Annotated in this window: 22 protein-coding genes; 14 read left to right on the top strand and 8 right to left on the bottom strand. The window is 60.4% G+C overall.

The window, feature by feature from the left end:
• Positions 1-102: 102 nt before the first annotated feature.
• Positions 103-933: an SDR family NAD(P)-dependent oxidoreductase gene (locus ACGYK2_RS15640; protein WP_027264429.1), complete on the bottom strand. Its 831-nt coding sequence runs from the start codon at positions 931-933 to the stop codon at positions 103-105.
• Between the two features lie 24 nt (positions 934-957).
• Entirely contained in the window at positions 958-2142 is a 1185-nt protein-coding gene (locus tag ACGYK2_RS15635) for a lipid-transfer protein (protein WP_152467141.1), read from the bottom strand.
• Between the two features lie 253 nt (positions 2143-2395).
• Between ACGYK2_RS15635 and ACGYK2_RS15630 the strand changes: the two genes are divergently transcribed.
• The gene (locus tag ACGYK2_RS15630) at positions 2396-3007 is read left to right on the top strand and encodes a transferase hexapeptide repeat family protein (protein WP_043753615.1); all 612 of its coding nucleotides are present in this window, start codon (positions 2396-2398) and stop codon (positions 3005-3007) included.
• Between the two features lie 111 nt (positions 3008-3118).
• On the opposite strand, the gene ACGYK2_RS15625 is transcribed toward ACGYK2_RS15630, so the two are convergent.
• Genes ACGYK2_RS15625 through ACGYK2_RS15605 form a run of 5 tightly spaced genes read right to left on the bottom strand, consistent with a single transcriptional unit; the run spans position 3119 to position 9320 of the window.
• Positions 3119-4726 carry an acyl-CoA carboxylase subunit beta gene (locus tag ACGYK2_RS15625; RefSeq protein WP_043753618.1) on the bottom strand — a complete coding sequence of 536 codons (1608 nt, stop codon included), beginning with the start codon at positions 4724-4726 and terminating at the stop codon, positions 3119-3121.
• A gap of 2 nt (positions 4727-4728) precedes the next feature.
• Positions 4729-5232, bottom strand: a complete 504-nt coding sequence (locus ACGYK2_RS15620; protein WP_232237131.1) for an acetyl-CoA carboxylase biotin carboxyl carrier protein subunit — start codon at positions 5230-5232, stop codon at positions 4729-4731.
• On the bottom strand, positions 5232-6701 hold the full coding sequence (locus tag ACGYK2_RS15615; RefSeq protein WP_136340206.1) for an acetyl/propionyl/methylcrotonyl-CoA carboxylase subunit alpha: 1470 nt from the start codon (positions 6699-6701) through the stop codon (positions 5232-5234). The genes ACGYK2_RS15620 and ACGYK2_RS15615 overlap by 1 nt, the downstream gene beginning before the upstream one ends.
• A gap of 12 nt (positions 6702-6713) precedes the next feature.
• Positions 6714-8513 (bottom strand): acyclic terpene utilization AtuA family protein, encoded by a 1800-nt coding sequence (locus tag ACGYK2_RS15610; protein WP_152467139.1) that lies wholly within the window; start codon positions 8511-8513, stop codon positions 6714-6716.
• Between the two features lie 21 nt (positions 8514-8534).
• Positions 8535-9320 (bottom strand): enoyl-CoA hydratase-related protein, encoded by a 786-nt coding sequence (locus tag ACGYK2_RS15605; protein ID WP_394374337.1) that lies wholly within the window; start codon positions 9318-9320, stop codon positions 8535-8537.
• A gap of 139 nt (positions 9321-9459) precedes the next feature.
• Here ACGYK2_RS15605 and ACGYK2_RS15600 point away from each other — a divergent pair, with 139 nt between their 5' ends.
• Genes ACGYK2_RS15600 through ACGYK2_RS15575 form a run of 6 tightly spaced genes read left to right on the top strand, consistent with a single transcriptional unit; the run spans position 9460 to position 14443 of the window.
• Entirely contained in the window at positions 9460-10674 is a 1215-nt protein-coding gene (locus ACGYK2_RS15600) for an acyl-CoA dehydrogenase family protein (RefSeq protein WP_152467198.1), read from the top strand.
• A gap of 13 nt (positions 10675-10687) precedes the next feature.
• The gene (locus ACGYK2_RS15595; protein WP_152467138.1) at positions 10688-11887 is read left to right on the top strand and encodes an acyl-CoA dehydrogenase family protein; all 1200 of its coding nucleotides are present in this window, start codon (positions 10688-10690) and stop codon (positions 11885-11887) included.
• A gap of 9 nt (positions 11888-11896) precedes the next feature.
• Positions 11897-12751, top strand: a complete 855-nt coding sequence (locus tag ACGYK2_RS15590) for an SDR family NAD(P)-dependent oxidoreductase (protein WP_057796873.1) — start codon at positions 11897-11899, stop codon at positions 12749-12751.
• Positions 12744-13547: an enoyl-CoA hydratase-related protein gene (locus tag ACGYK2_RS15585; RefSeq protein WP_152467137.1), complete on the top strand. Its 804-nt coding sequence runs from the start codon at positions 12744-12746 to the stop codon at positions 13545-13547. The genes ACGYK2_RS15590 and ACGYK2_RS15585 overlap by 8 nt, the downstream gene beginning before the upstream one ends.
• A 12-nt stretch (positions 13548-13559) precedes the next feature.
• Positions 13560-14042, top strand: a complete 483-nt coding sequence (locus tag ACGYK2_RS15580) for a PaaI family thioesterase (protein ID WP_027264417.1) — start codon at positions 13560-13562, stop codon at positions 14040-14042.
• Positions 14042-14443, top strand: coding sequence for a PaaI family thioesterase (locus tag ACGYK2_RS15575; RefSeq protein ID WP_028093915.1), 402 nt, complete (start codon positions 14042-14044; stop codon positions 14441-14443). The genes ACGYK2_RS15580 and ACGYK2_RS15575 overlap by 1 nt, the downstream gene beginning before the upstream one ends.
• On the opposite strand, the gene ACGYK2_RS15570 is transcribed toward ACGYK2_RS15575, so the two are convergent.
• Positions 14425-15792, bottom strand: coding sequence for a TetR/AcrR family transcriptional regulator (locus ACGYK2_RS15570; protein WP_394374340.1), 1368 nt, complete (start codon positions 15790-15792; stop codon positions 14425-14427). The two genes, ACGYK2_RS15575 and ACGYK2_RS15570, sit on opposite strands and share 19 nt — an antisense overlap.
• A 124-nt stretch (positions 15793-15916) precedes the next feature.
• Between ACGYK2_RS15570 and ACGYK2_RS15565 the strand changes: the two genes are divergently transcribed.
• The 7 genes from ACGYK2_RS15565 to ACGYK2_RS15535 all read left to right on the top strand — a co-directional run bounded on the left by ACGYK2_RS15565 (position 15917) and on the right by ACGYK2_RS15535 (position 22062).
• The gene (locus ACGYK2_RS15565) at positions 15917-16678 is read left to right on the top strand and encodes a glucose 1-dehydrogenase (RefSeq protein ID WP_152467136.1); all 762 of its coding nucleotides are present in this window, start codon (positions 15917-15919) and stop codon (positions 16676-16678) included.
• 115 nt (positions 16679-16793) lie between these two features.
• Entirely contained in the window at positions 16794-18731 is a 1938-nt protein-coding gene (locus tag ACGYK2_RS15560) for an AMP-binding protein (protein ID WP_197918524.1), read from the top strand.
• Entirely contained in the window at positions 18728-19582 is an 855-nt protein-coding gene (locus tag ACGYK2_RS15555; protein WP_152467134.1) for an SDR family oxidoreductase, read from the top strand. Before ACGYK2_RS15560 ends, ACGYK2_RS15555 begins: the two co-directional genes overlap by 4 nt.
• A 4-nt stretch (positions 19583-19586) precedes the next feature.
• Positions 19587-20291 (top strand): helix-turn-helix domain-containing protein, encoded by a 705-nt coding sequence (locus ACGYK2_RS15550; protein ID WP_394374336.1) that lies wholly within the window; start codon positions 19587-19589, stop codon positions 20289-20291.
• 21 nt (positions 20292-20312) lie between these two features.
• Positions 20313-20768 (top strand): PaaI family thioesterase, encoded by a 456-nt coding sequence (locus ACGYK2_RS15545; RefSeq protein ID WP_152467132.1) that lies wholly within the window; start codon positions 20313-20315, stop codon positions 20766-20768.
• Between the two features lie 194 nt (positions 20769-20962).
• Positions 20963-21361 (top strand): DoxX family protein, encoded by a 399-nt coding sequence (locus ACGYK2_RS15540; protein ID WP_394374339.1) that lies wholly within the window; start codon positions 20963-20965, stop codon positions 21359-21361.
• A complete protein-coding gene (locus ACGYK2_RS15535; RefSeq protein ID WP_043753650.1) occupies positions 21358-22062 on the top strand; it encodes a glutathione S-transferase family protein in 705 nt (234 codons plus the stop codon). Before ACGYK2_RS15540 ends, ACGYK2_RS15535 begins: the two co-directional genes overlap by 4 nt.
• The last annotated feature ends 89 nt before the right edge of the window (positions 22063-22151 follow it).

Here is a 22151-nt window from a genome sequence, read left to right as displayed (position 1 = left end):
CAGACTAGAGTTTGCGGAAAATTCCGCATTGGCGACCGCCAAGAGGCCGCCCAGACATTAATGTGCTTGCCCGGACCCCGTCATCGGGTCCGGGCAAATGCCTTAGATCACGAAACCGCCACCGCAGATGACGTGCTGGCCTGAAATGAAGTTCGATTCCGGCGCACAGAACAGATAGACGGCACCGGCAGCTTCTTCCGGAGTGCCGACCCGGCCCAGCGGGATCATGCGCTCCATCTGGGACAGGAGATCGGGATTCACGCCGACCTTGATCTCTTTTTCTTCGACCTTGATCGTGCTGTCGCCATCCGCGCTGCCTTCGGTCAAGCGGGTGCGAATCGGGCCGAAGGCGACGGCGTTGACGTTGACCTTATAGCGGCCCCATTCCTTGGCCATCGTCCGGGTGACCCCTAGGATACCGGCCTTTGCGGCGGAATAGTTGATCTGGCCAGCATTGCCGCCGGTCCCTGCGATGGACGAGATGTTGACCACCTTGCGGAACACCTCTTGCCCGGCGGCGGCCTCTTCCTTGGCCTTGGCGCTGATCACCGGCTGGGCAGCGCGCAGGATCTTGAAAGGTGCCGTCAGGTGGACGTCGATGATCGCCTGCCACTGTTCGTCGGACATCTTCTGAACGACGCTATCCCAAGTGTAGCCTGCGTTGTTCACGATGATGTCTAACCCGCCAAAGCTGTCCACGCCGGTCTTGATGAACCGTTCGGCAAAACCGTCTTCGGTGACGCTGCCGGCACAGACCACGGCCTCAGCTCCCATTGCGCGCACCGCCTCGGCGGTTTCATTGGCCGGATCCGCATCCAGATCGTTGATCACCAGCCGGGCCCCTTCCGAGGCCAGTTTGAGAGCGATTTCGCGGCCAATGCCCCGGCCCGAGCCCGAGACCAGCGCCACGCGCCCGTCGAGTTTTCCAGTCATATTGATTCCTCCCGAAAGGCGCTATCAGGCTTTTTCATAAAGCGTGGTGACGCAGGCCCCGCCGAGGCCCAGATTGTGCTGAAGCGCCAGACGTGCGCCATCAACCTGGCGCGCATCTGCCTGGCCGCGAAGCTGCTGAACGAGCTCGGTACATTGCGCTAGGCCGGTCGCCCCAAGCGGATGGCCTTTGGACAAAAGACCGCCCGACGGGTTGGTCACGTATTTTCCGCCGTAGGTGTTGTCGCCATCATCAACGAATTTCGCCGCTTCGCCGCGACCGCAAAGGCCAAGCGCCTCATAGGTGATAAGCTCGTTGTGGGCGAAACAGTCGTGCAGTTCGACCACATCCACGTCCTCGGGCCCGATGCCCGCGTCCTCGTAAACCTGATCGGCGGCGCGCTTGGCCATCGAAAAGCCGACCACTTCGCGCATGTCATGGGCTTCGAAAGTTTCCGGTCCGTCTGTTGTCATGGCCTGCGCCGCGATCCGAACGGAACTGTCCAATCCGTGCTTGTCGGCGAATTCCTTGGAACAAATGATCGCCGCCGCCGCGCCACAGGTTGGCGGACAGGCCATGAGCTTGGTCATGACGCCGGGCCAGACGACCTGGGCGGCCATGACATCTTCCGCCGTCACCTCCTGCCGGAACAGGGCAACCGGATTCTTCGCAGCATGTCGGCTGGCCTTGGCGCGGATCTTGGCGAAGGTCTCGACGGGTGTGCCGAACTCGTCCATATGCGCCTTGCCCGCACCGCCAAAGTACCGCAGTGCCAGCGGGATTTCGGAACGGCCAACCAGATCGTCGGTTTCACTGTCGAATGCCGCAAACGGGCTGACCCGGTCATGGAACATCGCACCGATTGCGCCGGGCTGCATCTGTTCGAACCCAAGTGCCAGAGCACATTCGACCGCGCCGCTTTCAACTGCCTGCCTGGCCAGGAACAGGGCGGACGATCCGGTCGAGCAGTTGTTGTTCACATTCAGAACCGGGATGCCTGTCATTCCGACATGGTACAGGGCGCGCTGACCGCAGGTGCTGTCGCCATAGACATAGCCAACATAGGCCTGTTGGACTTTATCATAATCCAACCCCGCGTCTGCCAGAGCGGACCGGGTCGCAGCGGTCGCCATCACATCGTAGCTTTCGGATTTTCCCGGCTTCTGGAACGGGACCATCCCAACGCCTGCAACATAGGCTTTGTCTGTCATTTCTCTCTCTCCCAAGTTCGGTCAGGCCACCCTAATCGGTCCGCCAGCCTATTTTCTACCATTTGTTAGATTTTAAATCCCAACCTTGGGAAGTGTCAATATCGCCAAGCTGTGACGTAGGGAGCTTGCGCTATTTTCTAACTTGTGTTTGTTTTCGGGCCACACGCCCTGATCGGCGGCACAATTGAGGGATTCTGGTCCCGGCGCAACCGCTGACAAGCGTTTAGCACTCAGCTTACGAAAGGTGGTCGGAATGGCATACTGTTATGAGTTCAAGGGTTTTATACCCGTCGTGCCCGAGGATACATATGTCCACCCCCAGGCCGTTCTGATCGGAAATGTCATCTTGGGTCATGGATGCTACATCGGCCCCGGAGCAAGCTTGCGGGGCGATTTCGGCAGGATCGTGATCGGGGATGGAGCCAATGTTCAGGACAATTGCATCATCCATTCCTTTCCCGGCCGCGACGCCGTGGTGGAAAGCGACGGCCACATCGGCCATGGCGCGATCCTGCACGGTTGCACAGTGGGCCGGAACGCTCTGGTCGGAATGAATTCCGTCATTATGGATGGTGTAGAGCTTGGGGCGGAATCGATTGTCGGCGCGCAGGCGTTTGTGCGTGGCGAAACCGTGATTCCGCCGCGTTCGATGGTGGTGGGATCGCCGGCAAAGGTGATCCGCGAGGTCAGCGAGAAAGAAATCGCGTGGAAAACGCGCGGCACCGCGGAATACCAGCAACTTGCGCGCGACTGTCTGGCCGGATTGACGCCGGTCGAGCCGCTGAAGGCGGTCGAGGCAAACCGGCCCGGCATGGCGGCCTCTGACGTCGTCTCCATTCAGGAGGCGCGGCGGACATCGTCCTGACCGGTCCGGGAACCGGACCGGTCAGGACTACTTCAGATTCCGAAAGCACCAGATGGAAGCGCCTTGACGCGGAACGGCACTCCCCGACCCGGTGTGCCGTCCCTCAAGCCTTTACAGACGGAAGATCCCGTAGTGCGGATCGTCGATCGGTGCATTGAGCGAGGCAGAAATCGACATGCCAAGCGCGTTGCGTGTGTCCGCCGGATCGAGGATGCCGTCGTCCCACAATTCCGAGGTCGAGGTATAAGCCTCGACATCGCGCTTGTATTTTTCCAGCACCGGTTCGCGGATCGCGGCGATTTCTTCTTCGGTCAGCTCTTTGCCTTCGCGCTGAAGCTGCCGAATCTTGACGTCCGCCATGGTATTTGCGGCCTGATCCGCCCCCATCACGCCGATCTCGGCCTGGGGCCACATGAACAGCGTGCGCGCGTCCCAGGCCCGTCCGCACATCCCGTAGTTGCCGGCCCCGTAAGACGCATTGGCGATCACGGTAAACTTCGGCACGACCGAGCCGCCCTGCGCCATCAGCATCTTGGCGCCATCCTTGGCGATGCCTCGTTCTTCGTATTCGCGGCCCACCATATAGCCGGTGATGTTCTGGAAAAAGACCAGAGGCGTGCGGTTCTGGTTGCACAACTGCATGAAATGCGCTGCCTTGAGCGAACTGTCGTTGAACAGCACCCCGTTGTTGGCAAGGATGCCGACCTTGTAACCCCAGATATGGGCAAAGCCGCAAACCATCGTGGTGCCATAGTCGGGCTGGTATTCGTGAAAGCGCGAGCCATCGACGATCCGCGCCAGAACCTCGCGCATATCAAACTGGGTTTTCCGGTCCTTGGGGATGATCCCATAAAGCTCCTTGGGGTCGTAGTATGGCTCTTCAAAAGCGGCGGTTTCGATGATCGTTTTCGGGGTGCGCATCCATTGGCTGACAATCTCGCGCGCCAGTGAAAAGGCGTGTTGTTCGGTCGCGGCGCGATAGTCGCCGGTGCCCGATACCGAGGTGTGCATGACCGCGCCGCCAAGCTCCTGAACACCGACCTCTTCGCCGGTAGCCGCCTTGACCAGCGGGGGACCGCCAAGGAAAATCGCGCCTGTGCCTTCGATGATGATGTTGTAGTCGCTCAGCGTCGGCACATAGGCACCGCCAGCCGTGCAGTGTCCGCCGACCACGGCAATCTGCGGGATATTGGCCTGGCTCAGCTTGACCTGGTTGCGGAACACCCGCCCGCCCAGATACCGGTCGGGAAACACCCCGTGCTGCAGCGGCAGGAAACCGCCCGCGCTGTCGCAGATATGGATGACCGGCAGACGGTTTTCCAGCGCGACATCCAGAAGACGCACGACCTTTTTCACGGTATGCGGATACCAGGCACCGCCCTTGACGCTGGCATCATTGGCATGAATGGCGACCTCGCGGCCTTGCACGATGCCGATCCCCGTAACCACGCCTGCGCCGGGCACCACCCCGTCATATTCACGACAGGCCGCCAGGGTTGAAAATTCCAAAAACGGAGTGCCGGGGTCCAGCAGCAGTTTCAACCGCTCGCGCACGCCCAGTTTGTTCTGGCGGGCGAGGCGGTCGATATCGCGTTGCGGACGTTCGAAACGCGCCGCGTGCTGGCGAGCGTGGAATTCCTTCAGCCGTTCAGACATGGCGGCGAAATTTGCCTTGTAGTCGGCGGCATTGGTGTCGATCTGACTTTCAATTCTGCGCATGGTCACTCCTCCTCCGGAGCCAATTGGGCCAGGATGTCTTTCAGACCAAAACTGTCGCCTTCGGCGAATGGCATTTCGGCAACGACCCCGTCGCGCGGCGCCGTCAGTGTGGTTTCCAACTTCATGCTTTCGATCACCAGAAGTGGCTGGCCTTCTTCAACCGCATCGCCGGGTTTAACCGCAACTGACACCACGACACCCGGCATGGGCGCCACCAATCGGTCGTCGCTCGCGCCACCGTCGCTTCCGGCCAGGCGTTCGGCGGGATCAACCCGCCCGACTTCGTAGGTTCGCCCGTCCATGTGCACAAAAGTTGCTTCCGGCCCCACGGCCAGTCGCAATTCGCGCACAACACCCTTGGCCCGCAGCTTGTAACCGCCCGGCAGACCCGTCGGATCCAATTGGCAGGCAACAGCGCCAGTGGGGGTGTTGAGCACGAACCGGCTGCCATCATGACCCAGCCAGCAATCAGTCTCTTCTCCGTCGATCTGAAAAATCCGTTGCATCAGTTTCTCCACCCACCCATCTTGCGGTACATTTCCGGTATCTGCATTACGTCACTCACCAGGCGCTCGTCCGATAGGGCCGCCGCCGCTATCAGCAAGTCAGAGACATCTTCGCCCGGCGCGGTTAGCGTTTCGGATTGTTCAGCCAGGAAGCCAGTTGAAACGTCACCAGAGGCGAAATCCGGATGTGCAAGGATTGCATCCAGGTAACCGGTGTTGGTCGTTACCCCGAGAATCACATAGCTTTGCACCGCGCTCCGGGCACGGGCGATGGCCTGCGCGCGATCCGGGCCATGCACGATCAGCTTGGACAACATCGGGTCGAAGTCGGTCGTTACCTTGCCGCCATCCAGAATGCCGCTGTCTACGCGGATCCCCTCGCCCTGGGGTTCGTCCAGCAGCAGGATATTGCCGATCGCGGGGCGAAAATCGGCGGTCGCATCCTCGGCACAGATGCGCAGTTCGATCGAGTGTCCGGTTTGGGGAATATCCGCCTGCACGGCGCTCAGCCCGTCGCCCGCCGCGACACGCAGCTGCTCGGCAACCAGATCAAAGCCGGTTACCATCTCGGTCACCGGATGTTCGACCTGAAGGCGGGTGTTCATTTCCAGGAAATAAAAGGCCCCATCCTGTGCATAGATGAATTCGACAGTCCCTGCCCCGCGGTATTTGACGGCGCGGGCAATTCCGGCAGCGGTCTCGCAGATCTCATCCCGTTGCTCGGGGGTCAGCGCCGGTGACGGCGTTTCCTCGATAATCTTCTGGAACCGGCGCTGGATCGAACATTCACGTTCCCAGAAATGGACCACGTTGCCCTGTCCGTCGCCCATCACCTGCACCTCGATATGGCGCGGGCGTTCGATATAGCGTTCGACGAAAAGCCGCCCGTCGCCGAAATATCGTTCGCCTTCGCGGCGCGCGGTTTCGATTTCGGTCTCCAGCGTGCTGTCCTCGCGTACGACGCGCATGCCCTTGCCGCCACCGCCGGCCGAGGGCTTGATGAGCAGCGGATAGCCAACGGCGCGGGCGCGTTCGACAAAGCTCGCCGGATCATCATCCTCGATGGCCGAGGGGGCGACGGGAAACCCGCGTTCCTCGACGAAGGCGCGGGCGCGGACCTTGTCCCCCATCAGGTCGATGACCTCGGACGTCGGGCCGACAAAGGTCACTCCGGCTTTTTCCAGCGCCGCGACAAAACCGGCATTCTCTGACAGAAAGCCATAGCCGGGATGAACCGCGTCCGCGCCGATCCCTTTGGCGGCTTCGACGATCTGAGGAATATCGAGATAGGCGGCCACGGGCGTCGGGCCGTCGATCATCACGACCTCATCTGCGATCAGATGCGCCGGCCCCTCTTGCTCGGCGACATGACGCAACACGGCAGTCGCAAGCCCGCGGGCCTTAGCGGTGCGCAACACGCGCGCCGCGATCTCGCCCCGATTGGCGACCAGGAGTTTCGAAATGGTCATGGTGTCGTCCTCTTAGTTCCGGGCCGCGGCATTCAGTCCGTCACGTGCGGCCAGATCGGCTGGCACGGGAATTTCGATATCAAGCAGCATCTGCGCGAACCCTTTGCCCTGCGGGTCTATGCGGACCGAGGCGATGCCGCCACCGCCAAGCGATTCATGCAACAGGAAATTCAGCGAATGGCTTCCAGGCAAGTCGAACCGTTCTACCCTGCCGTCGCAGACATGGGCGAAATAGTCCTTCACCACCTCTTCGCTGAGAGCCGAGCGGATATATGGTAGGTAGTCCGGCTTGCGCGCGAGGATGCCGATATTGGCGATGTCCCCCTTGTCGCCCGAGCGGCCCCAGGCCAAATCGACGAGGCGGACCTTGACAACGTCCGGACCGGGCTCGCGGCTATCTGCGGGCGGTGCGGCAGGCGGATCAAGGTGGACTGGCGTAGTGGCCACGCTCACGGGCACATCCTTGCCGTCGACCTCGACCGCGACGGGGGTTTCGGCCTTGCTCTGAAGGAAGGAAAATAGACGGACCACCGGCTGCACCTTTGGCCGTCCGGCGAAGAACCCGGTCAGACCCTGCGCGGTCGAAATCGCCATCGGTGCGATTTCGCCGGCAAAGATGTTCAGCGCGGCGCGATCGTCATGGACCGCGCCGATCTTGAGCACCACCTCGCGGGTCCGGGCGCGCGCATTTGCGCCGTAGGCCGCCTCGGCCCCCAGCACCTCGACGCTGACCTGCCGGAAATCTCCCATGTTGCGGTCGCGGAAAATCCGGCGACAGCGGGTCAGGATCGCCTCGGCCACACGTTCGGCCTTGGCGGGTGCGTCAATCGCGGCCAGTGTCAGGGTAGAGACCGCGCGCCAGCCATCGGCATGGGTCGCCGACACCTTGTAGCTGTCGGTGCGCCCAAGCCCCCTGCCGCCCTTGACCAGCACCCGGTCGGGTCCGACCTGTTCCAGGGTGACCCCGGACCAGTCGCAGATCACGTCGGGCAACAGGTAGGCGCGCGGGTCCCCGATTTCATAGAGCATCTGCTCTCCGACTGACCCGGGCACGACCAGCCCGCCGGTGTCAGGCGTCTTGGTCATGATGAAACTGCCGTCTTCGGACACCTCGACGATGGGCATGCCCATATTGTCCCAACCCGGCACGTCCTGCCAGTCGGTGAAGTTGCCGCCGGTTCCCTGGGGGCCGCATTCGATCAGGTGGCCGGCCAGCGATCCCTGGCTGAGCTTGTCCCAGTCATCGTCGCCCCAACCGTATTCATGCATCAGGGGACCAAGCGCGACCGCGCTGTCGGCGCAGCGTCCGGTGATCACGATGTCGGCCCCGGCATCCAGCGCGGCAGCGATGGGGCGGGCACCCAGATAGGCATTCATGCTCCAGATATCATCTGGAAATGCGACACCCGAGAACATTTCCGTCTGACCGTTTTTGCGAATTTCATCGGCCCTGGGCAACAGGTCATCGCCTAGCACGACTCCGACGGACAGATCGATCCCGGCCTGGGCGGCGGCTTTGGCAAGCGCATCGCTGCAGCCACGCGGGTTCACGCCCCCTGCATTGGCAACGACCTTGATCCCTTTTGCCTTGATATCCGACAACCAGGGTGCCAGCGCCTTGACGAAGTCCGGCGCATAGCCCGACTCGGGCGCTTTGGCGCGGGCCCGCGCCATCAGCGACATTGTCACCTCTGCCAGATAGTCAAACACCAGATAGTCGATCTCGCCCTTTGAGACCAGTTGACCGATCGCTTCCGGCGTATCGCCCCAGAAACCCGACGCGCATCCGATGCGCAGCTTTCGTTCCGACATATTCCTCTCCTCCCCGTTTGATCAGCGGCCCGTCCATTCGGGTTTGCGCTTCTCAATAAAGGCATCAAAGCCTTCGCGCGCGTCTTCGGTCTGCGCCACACGCGGTAACAGTGTTTCTGCAAACCGCATCTGCTGCGGATAGGTCATGTCCTCCATCGCGTGACAGGCGTATTTTCCCAGCCGGATCGCGCTCGGCGACTGCGCGGCGATCTGGGCAACCAGTTCTGCAACCTTGTCGTCCAGCCCCGCGGCATCGGTCACATAGTTGACCAGATTGAACTGCAGGGCTTCCTCGGCCGTCAGAGGAACGCCGGTGATGAACATCTCCATCAGCCTCCGCCGGGGCAGCACGCGCATCATGGGTGGCACGATCGTCATGGGAAACAGACCCACCTTCACTTCCGGCGTTCCGATGCGAGCATGATCCGCCATCACAGCCAGATCGCAGGCACAGATGATGCCCGCTCCTGCCCCCATAGCGACGCCATTGATGCGCGCGATCGTTGGCTTTCGGCACGCCTGTATCGTCTCGAACAACCTTCCGGCAAAATGATCCGGGTCCGCCGGATCCTGAACAAACGGGCCGCCATCCGCCCCCGCCTTGATGTCGCCCCCGGCACAGAAGGCGCGCTCGCCCTCGCCGGTCAGAACGATCACGCGGCAATCGCTGTCCCTCTCGGCAGCACATATGGCGACCATGATCCCGTCTGCGACCTCACGGTTGAGGGCATTTCGATTGTCAGGACGTCGAATCGTGATACGCACTTCTTTGCCGAGCGCCTGCGATTGAACAACGCTCTCAGTCATTTCCGAAGCTCCCCCCCCCTCTGTATTGCAGGACACCGCGCTTTCTTACGTCAGGTCGTCAAAAGCTTGGCTTGATCTATTTTCTAACATATGTTTGATTTTGGTCAACACGGCGGACGACATTTTTCGGGAGGATGATATGACCACTCAAAGTGAGGCCATCTCGGCTGATCTGGAAGCCATCAGGGCGAACTATTCTTTGACTGATGAGCAACGGCAGATCGTCGATCACGTGGATCGGGTGTCGCGCGAGGTGCTACACCCACTGCAAGCGCGTATGGATGACGAGGAATGGTGGCCCGATGATCTGTTCAAGCAGATGGGCGAGCTGGGCCTGCTGGGGATTACCGCACCCGAAGAGCTTGGCGGATCGGGACAGAACGAGTTCACCCAGGCGCTGGTGTCCGAGGTGATTTCGAAGTGGAATCCGGCTGTGGGCCTCTCACACGGGGCGCATGACAACCTGTGCCTGAATAACCTGCTGCGCAATGGATCCGAAGAGCATGTGAAGAAATACGTGCCGGGCCTTTGCTCGGGCGAGCTGGTTGGTGCTTTGGGCCTGACCGAACCGGGTGCGGGATCCGATGCGCTCGGATCCATGGCCACAACTGCCCGCCGCGACGGTGATGATTATGTCATCAACGGCTCGAAGATTTACATCACCAACGGCCCCATTGCCGATGTGATCCTGCTTTATGCCAAAACCGACAAGTCGAAGGGCGCCAAGGGCATTTCTGCTTTCATCATCGAGACGGACAATCCCGGTTTCAAGGTGGCGCAAAAGCTTGACAAGATGGGCTTTCGCGGCTCGCCAACCGGAGAACTGGTGTTTGAGGATTGCCGCGTACCCGCATCCGCCATGGTTGGACCGGAAAACACCGGCGTTTCGGTGGTAATGAGCGGGTTGGATCTGGAGCGTGCTATGGTTGCCTCAGTCTGCGTTGGCATGGCCGAACGCGCCCTGGAACTAGGGCTGGAATACGCCAAGATTCGCGAACAATTCGGCAAACCGATTGCAAGTTTCCAGATGATGCAGTCGAAACTGGCCGAGATCTACACCGAGGTCGAAACCGCGCGCGCATTCGGTTATCGGGCACTGGCCGCCTGTACGGGCCTACCAAAAGGGGCCGGGGGCCGTGGCGAAATCCACAAACTGACCGCGGCGGCCTGTCTTTACGCAGGCGAGGCATTCAACAAGGCGGTGACCGAAGCCTGTCATATTCATGGTGGCTCTGGCTACATGCAGGACACCGAGATCAACCGGCTGTTCCGCGCCAACAAATTGTTGGAGATCGGCGCGGGAACAAGCGAAGTCCGCAAGATCATCATTGCCGAAGAACTTTTGCGCGCCTGAGGGGGACGAGACAATGAACAAGCAACTGCGCAACGACACCGCTCTGCCAACACATTTCATGACGGACGAACAGCAGGCCCTGGCCGATCAGGCCGGCAAGTTCTTCATGTCCGAATTCCACCATCTGAATGCGGAAATGGACGATACTGATGACCTGCCGTCTTCGGTTTTCCCCAAGCTGGGCGAAATGGGCTACCTGGGACTGAACGTGCCGACGGAATTCGGCGGTGCCGGGCTCGATTTTACCTCGGCCTGTATCATCACCGAGGAAATGTCGCGCGCCTCGGCGGCCATCGGACTGACCCATGTGGCGCACGACAACCTCTGCGTCAATAATATCTATCGCAACGCCAATGACGAGTTGCGCCGAAAATACCTGCCAGGTCTGTGCGACGGCACGCTGGTGGGTGCCCTGGGTCTGACCGAACCCGGCGCGGGGTCTGATGCGCTTGGCTCGATGCGGACCACGGCCAAAAAGGATGGCGACGACTACATCCTGAACGGCGCCAAGATCTACATCACCAATGGGCCGATTGCCGATCTGGTGCTGGTCTATGCCAAGACATCGCCCGAAAAAGGGGCCAAGGGCATTTCCGCCTTTATCGTGGAAACCGACACGCCCGGTTTCAAGGTGGCGCAGAAGCTGAACAAGATGGGATTCCGGGGCTCGCCGACGGGCGAACTGGTATTCGAAGATTGCCGTGTTCCGGCCAGAAACATGGTCGGCAAGCTGGATGGCGGGGTTGCCGTTACCATGTCCGGACTTGATCTGGAACGTGCCATCGTCTGTTTCAACGCTCTGGGCATTGCGCAGCGGGCGCTGGATATTTCCATCGATTACGCCAAGACACGCCAGCAATTCGGCAAACCGATCGCCAGTTTTCAGATGGTTCAGGCGATGCTGGCCGACATGTATACGCAGATCGAGGCCGCGCGGAGCCTGTCCTTGCGCACCGCTGCCATGTGTGAAGGCCTCGAAGAGGGCGAAGGCGGGCGCGGCGAAATACACAAGCTCACCGCTGCGGCGATCTACAAGGCCGCTGAGGCGACATCCTTCGTGCTGGACAAAGCTGTCCAGATTCACGGCGGCTCGGGTTACATGCGTGATACAGAAGTGAACCGGCTATACCGGACCGGTCGCGTGCTTGAGGTCGGCGCAGGCACCCAGGAGGTTCGCAAACTCATCATCTCTGGCGAATTGCTGAAGAACTAGGGGCGGAACATGAGCGAAGCGAAATCAAGGCGTTACGCGTCGGATCTCATGGCGGGTCAAGTTGCCCTGGTCACGGGGTCCGGATCTGGAATGGGCCGGGCGACGGCGATCGAAATGGCCGCTTGCGGGGCAAGGCTTGCGCTGTTCGCGCGCCGCGAAGAGCCGCTGGAAGAGACCGCCGAAATGATCCGGGCGGCGGGGGGCGAGGCCTTTGTCGTGCCCGGAGACACCCGCGACGAAGACAGTATCGAAGCTGCGATGGGGCGGATCAAGGACCACTATGGGCAGTTGGATGTTTTGGTGAACAATGCCGGCGGCCAGTATATCGCGGCCGCCCGCGATATCACCAACAAGGGCTTCGAAGCCGTGATCCGCAACAACCTGATCGGATCTTGGCAGATGACCCGGGCAGCGGCGGATCACTTCATGTACGACAATGGTGGATCGGTTGTGTTTGTCACCGCCATCTCTGCGCGCACCGCGCTTACCGGCTTTACACACACCGTCGCCGCCCGCGCCGGTGTGACGGGCATGATGAAAACGCTGGCCGCCGAATGGGGCGAGTACGGCATCCGGCTGAACTGTGTCGCGCCGGGCACGATCAAGACCGATGCGCTTGGCCGCTATCCGATTCCGCCGGAACAGTGGAAAAAGCTGAACCGCTCGGTGCTAAACCGGATGGGGGCGGCCGAGGACATCGCAGGCACGATCATTTTCCTGGCCTCGAAACTTGGCGGTTTCATCACCGGAGAAGACATTTATGTAGACGGCGGTGAAACCTTGCATATGGGTCATGACGCGCGGGACATGATCAACCCCGCGATGTTCGAGAAACGCGAACGGGGAGATGGCAAGAATGAATAAACAGCCCGTCCTTCTGGAGATTTCCGACAGGATCGCTACGGTTACGCTGAACGACCCCGAGCGGCGCAACCCGGTCACCGGCAACGACATGATCGCTGCCCTTCTGGAGACCTTCGCCAAGGTGCAGGCCGATCCTCAGGTCAGCGTGATGATCCTGACCGGGGCCGACCCGGCCTTTTGTGCAGGCGGGGACATCAAGGAGATGAACGATCCCGACAGCGTGTTCCGCAAGGAGCCGCTGGCGGCGGCGCAGAGTTATGTTGATGGGGTGCAGCGGCTGCCGCTTGCGCTCTACAACATGGATATTCCGACGATCGCCGCAGTCAACGGCCCGGCGGTGGGCGCGGGGTGCGACCTGACCATGATGTGCGACATGCGCATCGCGTCAGAAAAAGCAAGGTTCGGCGAGGTGTTTCTGAATCTCGGAATCATTCCGGGCGATGCGGGCAGCTGGTTCCTGTTGCGTCGTCTGGGCCACCAGAAGGCCGCCGATCTGACCTTCTCGGGGCGCATGGTCGAGGCCAAGGAAGCGCTGGAGCTTGGTATGGTGCTTGAACTTGTGCCTCATGAAAAATTGATGGAACGGGCCCGTGAACGGGCCGCTGTCATCGCCGCGAAACCGCCGCGCGCGGTGCGGGTCGCCAAGCGTCTGATGCGCAATGCCGAACGGATGGACCTGCCGGATTTCCTGAATTCCGCGGCGGCCTATCAGGCGCTCATGCATCAGACCGAAGACCACCACGAGGCGGTTGCTGCGTTCGTCGAAAAACGAAAACCCAATTTCACGGGGCGTTAAAGGAAAGATCGCATGTCAGACATCACCCAAAAGAAGATGGAGCAAATCGCGCAGATGTGGAATGCGCGCGGCAAGGGTCTGATAACGCATATGGCGCTTGAGATCGAAGAGGTCTCGACGGAAGGTGTTCGGGTTCGGATGCCGTTCAATCCGGACTTTTGCGTCGATGCGGAACAATCGCTGCTCCACGGTGGTATCCTGACGGCACTTCTGGACAGTGTCTTTGGACTGGCGAACTTTGTTGCCATCGAAGGCGTCAGTACCATGGCCACTCTTGACCTCAGAGTTGATTACCTGCGCCCGGCCCGTTCGCGCGCGGATGTCATCGTTCAAGCGCATTGTTTTCGCAAGACCCGCCACATCGCCTTCAATTCCGGCAGCGTCTGGTTCGCGGGCCATGAGGATGCTGAAATAGCTAGGGGAACCGCCTCGTTTGCATTGACGCGCGGCGAAACCAGCCTGTTTGACGCAATGACAAAAGGAAAAACCTCGTGATGGACGTGCAAACTGTCAATGCCAATGTATCCCGGGTGCCGTTCTTCCGATTTCTCAACTTTGAGGTCAGAAGTCTAGACAGTCTCCATGCTGAGGCGGAAATGACCTTTGATGACCGCCATATCGGTAACCCGATCATGGAGTACTACCATGGCGGCATAATCGCGAGTTTTATGGAGGCCACTGCCGCCATCGCGGTACAGCCCGATTTCGCCGACGTTCCGGCCAAGCCGATCAACCTGACCGTCGATTACCTCAGACCCGGTGTGAAGGGACCGCTTTTTGCGCGCGCTAACGTCACGCGCAAAGGCAAGCGGATGGCAAGCGTCAGCGTGCTCAGCTGGCAGACGGATCGGGAAAAGGCGGTTGCCGAAGGGCTGTATCACTTCCTTCTGGTCTGACCGGGGCAACCGCTTTCAGGGCTACCTTGTCCTGTGGACGGGGTCGCTTCCCGGTTACAAATGCCTTCCAATAGCAGATTGATGAGCATGCTGGAGAATTCAGGCAGTGATAGATATCCTTCCACTCCTGCCTTGTTCGGGTCGAACCATTCCACCGTCCAGTTTAAGGCACCCAACATCACTTGGCGCAAGGGGACGATCTTGATATCCGACCGTATGGCACCGTCGTCCTGAGCTTCACGGAGTATCCGATCCCAGAGTTTTCCATACTCATGGCGAATACCCCTGTGCCTCTCCCTGAAATGATTGGGGAGCATTCCATAGCTTCTGATATTCGCCGAGGTGAATTCACTTGCCTTGAAGAGGAAATCCAGGTGCGCCCAGATTGCAGTCGCTATCTTGGCGTGATGATCGTACGGGGCATCGAATTTCCGAACGGCGGCGGCTTCGACACCTGATAGCAAGTCCCTCAGTCCGGCGTTTAGAACTTCGTCAACGATCGCTTCTTTGGAGTTGAAATGGTAATAGACGCTGCCCGCTTTCATGTCCGCTTCTTCCGCGATCTTTCTCAGCGTGGTCGCCTTGTAGCCATTGTCCCTCAGAACGCGCGCTGCGGCCTTTAGAATTTCTGCACGGGTCTTAGCCGCCTTGCTGTCGGGATCCGGGGTTTTGGCGGTAGTGGCGGGGCACAGCTTCAAGCCTTCGGTATCCGCCTTGCGATGTGGACACATTCCGTCAAGTATCAGCTTACTCATTCGTTCCGCGAGTATGCGCACCGGATACGAGTCGACATCGTACCATTCTACGGTCCAGTTCATGGCACTCAGGATGAACTGGCGGATCACAGCAGTGGATATGTCGCTTCGAAGGTGGTCGGCGCGTTTGGCGTCATTCAGGAATTTGCCCCAGGCACCCGCATATGATGCACGCAATTCGCGATGCGGGGCGCGTGTTTCGTCCGACAACATCGGATAGTTCCGAATATTGGCTGACGTAAAGTCGCTGTCGGTCAATAGGTAGGCAAGGTGTGTTTCAATCAGCAGTCCGAAAGTCTTGCGAAAATCCTCCGAACTTGTCGGTGCCGACCGAACGATTTCACTGACCGCCTGATATAGTTGACGGACGCCAAGATCGAGAACTTCGCTCAGAATCTGGTCCTTGGATTGAAAATGATAATAAATGCTGCCGGCCTCAATGCCAGCTTCCTGCGCGATGTCGCGCATAGTCGTTGCGTGATAGCCTTCATACCGAAAAAGTCGCGCAGCCGCCGAAAGGATACCCTCACGTGTCCTCTCAGACTTGCTCAAGTCTTCGCTCAGTGTCCTGGGGGGGTCAGTCTTGTGTACCATTTCATTTCGATACTTGCGGGACACGAGACTGTCCATTGCATTAAATCTAACAAATGTTAGAATAATCCAAGGAACGTTCCGAATCAAGTTCTTGACAAAGGTTTATCGGAAGAGGAGGACCTCCATGCGAGGGTTGAGTGGAAAACGGGTCATTGTGACCGGCGGTGGAAGCGGCATTGGCCGCGCAGTTTGCGAACGGTTCGGCGAAGAGGGCGCCGAAGTTGCCGTTTTCGATCTGAACAAGGATGGGGCGGAGGAAACTGTCCGACTGATCACCGAGGCTGGCGGGAAGGCGCAGGCCTTCAAGGTAGATATCACCGACCGTAGTCAAGTCGACACGGCGGTGGCCGAGTTCGAATCCGGCGGCCCGATTGATGTGCTGGTGAACAACGCCGGCTGGGACGTCAGCAGAATGTTTCTCGACACCGATGCCGATCTTTGGAAAAAGGTTATCGACATCAATCTTTACGGCCCGCTCAACATGCATCACGCGGTGCTTCCGGGCATGGTCAAGAGCGGCGGCGGTCGCGTGGTTAACATCGCCTCTGACGCTGGTCGTGTCGGGTCATCCGGCGAGGCGGTTTATTCAGCCTGCAAGGGCGGCATCATTTCGTTCACGAAGACCGTGGCGCGCGAGCTGGCGCGCAAAGGTATACAATTGAATGCGGTCGCCCCGGGACCGACCGACACACCTCTGTTCGCTCAATTTGCCGAGGGCGAGGCAGGTCAAAAGATCGCCGAAGGTCTCAAGCGGGCGATTCCGATGAAGCGCCTGGCGCAGCCGACGGATTACCCTGGCATCATCTGCTTCCTGTCGTCGGACGACGCAGGGTTCATTACCGGCCAGGTGATTTCGGTTTCGGGCGGCTTGTCCATGCACGGTTGAAGCCATGACAGCAGCGCCGGACACCAGGCGTTGCTGCCAAACCGTGCCAAAAGAGTTACCTCCCCGACTGGCCGCGCCTTTTGTGCGGCCCTTTTTCATTCTAGAAAGGTTGCGAATGTTTCAGCCAGGCTCTGACATCCAGCGGACAAGCACTCTGACCGCATTTCTGACGGGCTGCGGCATTGACAGTTACGAGGAACTCGTCCGCCGTTCGAATGAAGACCCAGACTGGTTCTGGGGCCGGATCATTGACCATGCCGGGATACGGTTCGCGCGGCCCTACAGCCGGTTGCGAGATATCTCCGAAGGGCCCGAATCGATCCGGTGGGCCGTCGGGAGTACTTTGAATCTGACGGAAACCTGTCTTGACGCCCGAATTGTCGATGGCTTGGGCGACAAGGTCGCAATCGACTGGGTCGGCGAAGACGGAAGCCGCCGCCGCTGGACCTATTCCGACCTTACCGCCGAAGCCTCCCGCGTTGCCTCGGCCCTTGCCACGCGCGGTGTAAGGCCCGGTCAGGCGGTGGGCATCTATATGCCGATGATCCCCGAAATCGAGGCCGCGCTTCTGGGGATTGCCCGGCTGGGCGCGGTTGCGGTGCCGCTGTTTTCCGGTTTTGCGCCTCATGCCATCGTATCGCGCCTGAACGACGCGGATGCCGTGGCGGTGCTGACAGCGGATGCCACACCCCGGCGAGGCAAGCCGGTCTGGATGGAGGCGAGCCTCGCCCAGGCTTTGACCGACGTGCCATCGGTTCATACCGTGATCAGCCTGCGACGGTTCGGCGGTGCGGTAGCCGATCCCGCCCGCGATCTGGACTGGAGCGAAACCGTGGGCCGCGCCAGTCCGGAGCTTGCCGCCGTTCCGGTCAAGGCCGAAGCCACCTTTCTGATCGCCTATACGTCAGGCACCACCGGACGGCCCAAGGGCGTCGTGCATACCCATCTGGGCGTGCAGGCCAAGGCCACGGCCGATTTCCTGCTTTGCCTCGACATGAAACGGGATGACCGGCACCTCTGGATGACCGACATGGGGTGGGTCATGGGACCGCTTACCCTTTTGTCGGTGCTCTTGTCCGGTTCGACTCTGGTGCTGGCCGAGGGCGCACCATCAATGCCCGGCGATCCCTTCAGGCTGTTGCGTCTTGCGTCCGAGATGGAGGTCACGCATCTCGGCGTGGCCCCGACCCTGGTACGGCAGTTCATGACGCAGGATACTGAATCTTTGTCGGGCTACGACTTGTCGTCCCTGCGCATCGTCGCCTCGACCGGCGAGCCCTGGACCGAGGATGCCTGGCTCTGGCAGCTCGATCATATCTGTCGCCGCCGCGCCGTGCCGCTGAACATCTCGGGCGGGACCGAGCTTTTTGGCGCGATCCTGACCTCGACCGTGCTGCACGAGCTCAAGCCCGGCGGATTTTCGGCCCAGGCCCTGGGTGTCGGGGCCAAGGTTCTGCGCCAGGACGGCAGCGAAGCCGCACCGGGCGAGGTCGGCGAACTGGTCGTGACCCAGCCGCCTCTGGGTCTGACCCCGGCCATCTGGGGGGACCGCGATCGCTACCTTGAAACCTACTGGTCCACCTTCCCCGGCCTCTGGCGGCACGGCGACTGGGTGCGCTGCGATCCGGACGGGACATGGTATATCCTGGGCCGGTCGGACGACACGCTGAACATCGCCGGCAAACGCATCGGCCCGCCCGAGATCGAGGCGGCCCTGACCGAAACCGGAGAGGTGGTGGACGCCGCTGCCATCGCGGCACCTGATGACATCAAGGGCGTGGCCGTCGTCTGCGTCTGCGTGGCGGCCCCAAATGTGTCGCCGGACGCGGAGCTCGTGAACCGGCTCAAGGATCGTGTCGGAGAGATCGTCTCGAAGCCCTTCCGCCCGCGCGAGATCCACTTTGTCGAAGCGCTGCCCAAGACCCGCAGCATGAAAACCATGCGCCGTGTCGTGCGTGCCGCCTTTCTCGGTGAAGATCCGGGCGATCTGTCGTCGATCAGCAACCCGGAAACCATTCAGCCCATCGCAGACCTGCAAAAGGAAAAGTCATGATCACTGTTTTCGGAGCCACGGGCACGACTGGCGCGCCCCTCGTCGATACGCTTCTGGCAAAAGGCGCGTCCGTGCGCGCTGTCACCAGCGCCCCCTCCAAGTTAGATGCGCTAAGGGCCAAAGGATGCGAGGCGGTCGCAGCGGATTTCACGGACCCTGCCGCGCTGGCGCGGGCCTGTGACGGGGCAGAAAAGATATACCTGGTCACGCCTGCCCATCTGAACATGCGCCAGTGGAAGGCGAACGTGATCGAGGCGGCCAAGGCCGCGGGCGTGCGCCATATCGTTGTGGCCACGGGGCTTGGCGCGTCGCCCAAGGCGGGGCTGACCTTTGGAAAGTGGCATTCCGAAACCCAGGAGCTGCTGAAGCAAAGCGGCCTTGACTGGACCTTTGTCCAGCCGACCTATTTCATGCAGAACCTGCTGTGGCAGGCCGGCAACATTGCAAAGGACGCCGTGTACTATGACGATCTGGGCGGCCCCGTGGCCTGGATCGACGCCCGCGACATCGCGGATGTCGCCGCCGAGGCGCTGACCGCTCCGGGTTACGAAGGCAAGGCTCTTGGCCTGACCGGGCCCGAAGCTCTTGCAGGGGATGACATCGCGGCCCTTCTGTCCGGGGTGACGGGACGAACAGTGTCGTGCGTGTCCCTGTCGGCCGAAAATGCCAAGGCGGGCATGGTGGCTGGCGGAATGCAGGACGAGGTCGCCAGAGCCATGGTCGAATTGGCTTCCATCGCGCCCAAGGGCTACCTTGCCGGCATCGAGACCACGGTCAGTGATGTGATGGGACGCCCGGCGCGCCGATTTGCCGATTTCGTCGCCGAGAACCGGGATGCTTTCGTCAAGTAACCTGATGGAGCCGCCGCGTTATCTCGAACTGGCTCCGCCTGAGGAAGCGGCCAAACAGATCGACCATTTGTTCGTGTTCCGCGATACCGGTGTGCTGAGCGGTGGTGGACACGGGCGGTTCGCAACCGACCTCTTTACCCTTTCGGTAACGCGCTACGACAGCGGCGGCGGGCGCGTATCGCTGGCAGAACCGCGCCCCTATTTTTCGCCCCGCCCAAGGCCATTCCTGGGTGTCGTGGCCGGGCTGCGACTGTCGTCACGACCGCAGCGATTTCCCGACTCCAAAGGGCTGGACATGCTGGCCTCAGAACTGGCCCGGGTTCAGAACGGGGACGATGACCTGCCTGCGCTCATCGCGGTGCTTGACGGCCTTGCGAGAGACCTGCGCTTTGCCGCACCAACCGGAGCTTACAGCGACCGGACCAAACGTCGAAAGGTGCGGGCGGAAACCGGCGTGTCGCGGCGGCGGCTTGCGACCTTGCGACGCTTTCGCCGGGCTCTCGGGCAGCTTGCGTCAAAGACCCTGCTGCTGAGCGATCTGGCGCTGGACGCCGGATACTACGATCAATCTCACTTGTCCGCCGCTTGCCGGATCTTCGCCGGCAAACCGCCCGGCGCGTTGCGCGCTCTGTCTATTCCGCGTCGTTTTGACCTTTCGCTACAAGATACGCGCCTCAAAGACCGCCTAAGATTGGTCATTGACGAATGAAATCGAAGAGGAAGACCCGCCATGACACAATTCAAACCGAAAAACCCCGACTATGACGCACGCGTGCGCAACAGTTTCGATCGCCAGAAGGTGATGAACACGTTGGGGATCAGCATTGCCGAGTTGTTACCCGGCCGCATCGTTCTGGAAATGGCACATCAGGTTGCACTGACCCAGCAGCATGGGTTTTTGCATGCCGGAATCCTGTCGACAGCGCTGGACAGCGCCTGCGGATACGCGGCCTTTTCGCTGATGCCAGCGGACGCGGCAGTGTTGACGGCCGAATTCAAGATCAACCTACTCAACCCGGCGGACGGCGAACGGTTTCGCTTCGTCGCTGACGTGGTGAAACCAGGCAGGACGCTGACCATATGCGAGGCGCGTGCCTATGCCGTGAAGAGCCAGGATGAAAAGCTCGTCGCAACGATGACCGGAACGCTCATGGCGCTGATCGGGCGGGCGGGGGTCGCGGACTGAGCGCAACCCGGCCGCAGCACATCCGATCCGGGCGGCCGGGCCGATTATTCAGACAGCTGGATCAGCTGTTCCAGCGGCTCGCGACCTCGGCCAACCGTTTCCCGTAGGCGCGCGCGGTATCCAGATCGCCGCCAGCAGGTTCAGACCTGCCAAGCGGTAATGTTAGCCTTTAGCAGTGCGGTCGCCGATTATTCCTGCTCCGTATAGCACTCGGGATCATGTTCCTGGCGCACAGCCTGTTTCTCAAGCTCTTCATTTTCACACTTCCCGGAACGGCGCAGTTCTTCATTTCGATCGGGCTGCCCGGCTGGTTTGCTTATATGGTCTTTGCAGTCGAGGCGATTGCCGGTGCCCTTTTGGTCCTCGGCGTACAGGCTCGGTGGGTCGCGTCGGCGACCGTGCCCATCCTGGCCGGTGCGACCTGGGCTCACTCCGGAAACGGCTGGATGTTCGGATACGAGAACGGCGGGTGGGAATACCCGGCCTATCTGACGCTGCTTGCCATCGTGCAAGGGCTTCTGGGCGACGGCCGTTTCGCCCTCAGCCCTTCCTTCGCGCCCGGTAACGTGCAGATGGCGGGAGAGACAACATGAGCCTCCACCTCATTAGCCATGCGCTCTGCCCATATGTGCAGCGCGCGGCGATCTCGCTCACTGAGAAAGGTGTCACGTTCGAGAGAACTGACATCGATCTTTCGAACAAGCCCGACTGGTTTCTTGCCATATCTCCGCTGGGCAAGACGCCTGTCCTGGTTGTGGACGGGACGCCGATTTTCGAATCTGCGGTTATCCTCGAATATCTTGAGGATACACAACCCCACGCGCTTCATCCGCACGACGCTCTCGATCGCGCCCGCCACCGTGCCTGGATTGAATTTGGATCTGCTGTCTTGAACGACATTGCGGGGTTCTACTCGGCGCCGAACGAGAAAGCGTTGGAAGAAAAAGTGGCGGCGCTCCGCGCAAAGTTCCTTCGGCTGGACGCGGAGCTTGGGGAGGGACCATGGTTCGATGGCCACCGGTTCAGCCTCGTCGATGTCGTATTCGGCCCGGTCTTCCGCTATTTCGACGTTTTTGACACCATCGGAGAGTTTGGCGTCTTCACAGGGCTTGCCCGTGTAAGGGCCTGGCGACATGAACTGGAGCGTCGGGTTTCTGTGAAGAATGCCGTCAGTGAAGATTACCCGACCCTTCTGCGTGACTTCATCAGACGGCGCAATTCTTACCTGTCCCAGATCATGCAGACAGGAGGGCCGAAGAAGACAGTTACACAGGTGCGATCGGCTGACCGCTGATCACTTGATATCGTTTTGTCGGGCCGCAGTACAGAACCGGACGTTTGAGGTCGCTTGGCGAATGTCCGCTTTGTCCCGCACATCGGATA

The sequence above is a fragment of the Sulfitobacter sp. 1A10359 genome, from assembly GCF_043558145.1.
In the GTDB taxonomy this organism is placed as follows: domain Bacteria; phylum Pseudomonadota; class Alphaproteobacteria; order Rhodobacterales; family Rhodobacteraceae; genus Sulfitobacter; species Sulfitobacter faviae.
This window is presented reverse-complemented; position numbering and strand designations above follow the sequence as displayed.